At 63.3% G+C, this 648-nt stretch carries 1 protein-coding gene; it reads right to left on the reverse strand.

Features of this window, described 5'->3' with window-relative positions:
- On the reverse strand, nucleotides 1–636 hold a 636-nt coding region (gene bioB / locus V7702_RS16785; RefSeq protein ID WP_335651215.1), incomplete at its 3' end, for a biotin synthase BioB.
- Between the last annotated feature and the right edge of the window lie 12 nt (nucleotides 637–648).

Here is a 648-nt window from a genome sequence, read left to right on the forward strand (position 1 = left end):
CATCGAGGCCCTGTCGCGGATCGACTCTCCCATGCCGATAATGCCGCCGCAGCACAGGTCTATGCCAAAGGAGCGCACGGTCGCCAGCGTATCCAGCCTGTCCTCGTAAGTCCGGGTGGTGATGATCTGGCCGTAGAACTCGGGGCTGGTGTCGAGATTGTGATTGTAGGCGGTCAGGCCGGCGGCCGCGAGTCGCTCGGCTTGGTGCGGTTTCAGCATTCCCAGTGTCACGCAGGCTTCCATGCCGAGGGCACGAACGCCCTCGACCATCTCGATCACGGCGTCGAACTCCTTGCCGTCTCGCACCTGCCGCCATGCGGCCCCCATGCAGAAGCGCTCGGCTCCCGCTGCCTTGGCGGTTTCTGCCATGGCGATGACCCTTGCTGGCTCCATCAGCCGGTCACGGGTCAGATCGACCTCGCGATGATGTGCCGACTGCGGGCAGTAGGCACAGTTCTCCGGGCATCCGCCGGTCTTGATCGACAAAAGGTTCGCCTTCTGGACCTTGTTCGGATCGTGGTGCTGTCGGTGCACGGCGTTGGCCCGGCCGACCAGTTCCAGCAACGGCAATTCGTGAAGACCGACGATCTCGTCGATCGTCCAGTCGTGCCTGATCGTTCCATCGCACACCGTCATTCGCCTCTGCTC

It is taken from the genome of Phenylobacterium sp. (assembly GCF_036963605.1).
Lineage (GTDB): Bacteria > Pseudomonadota > Alphaproteobacteria > Caulobacterales > Caulobacteraceae > Phenylobacterium.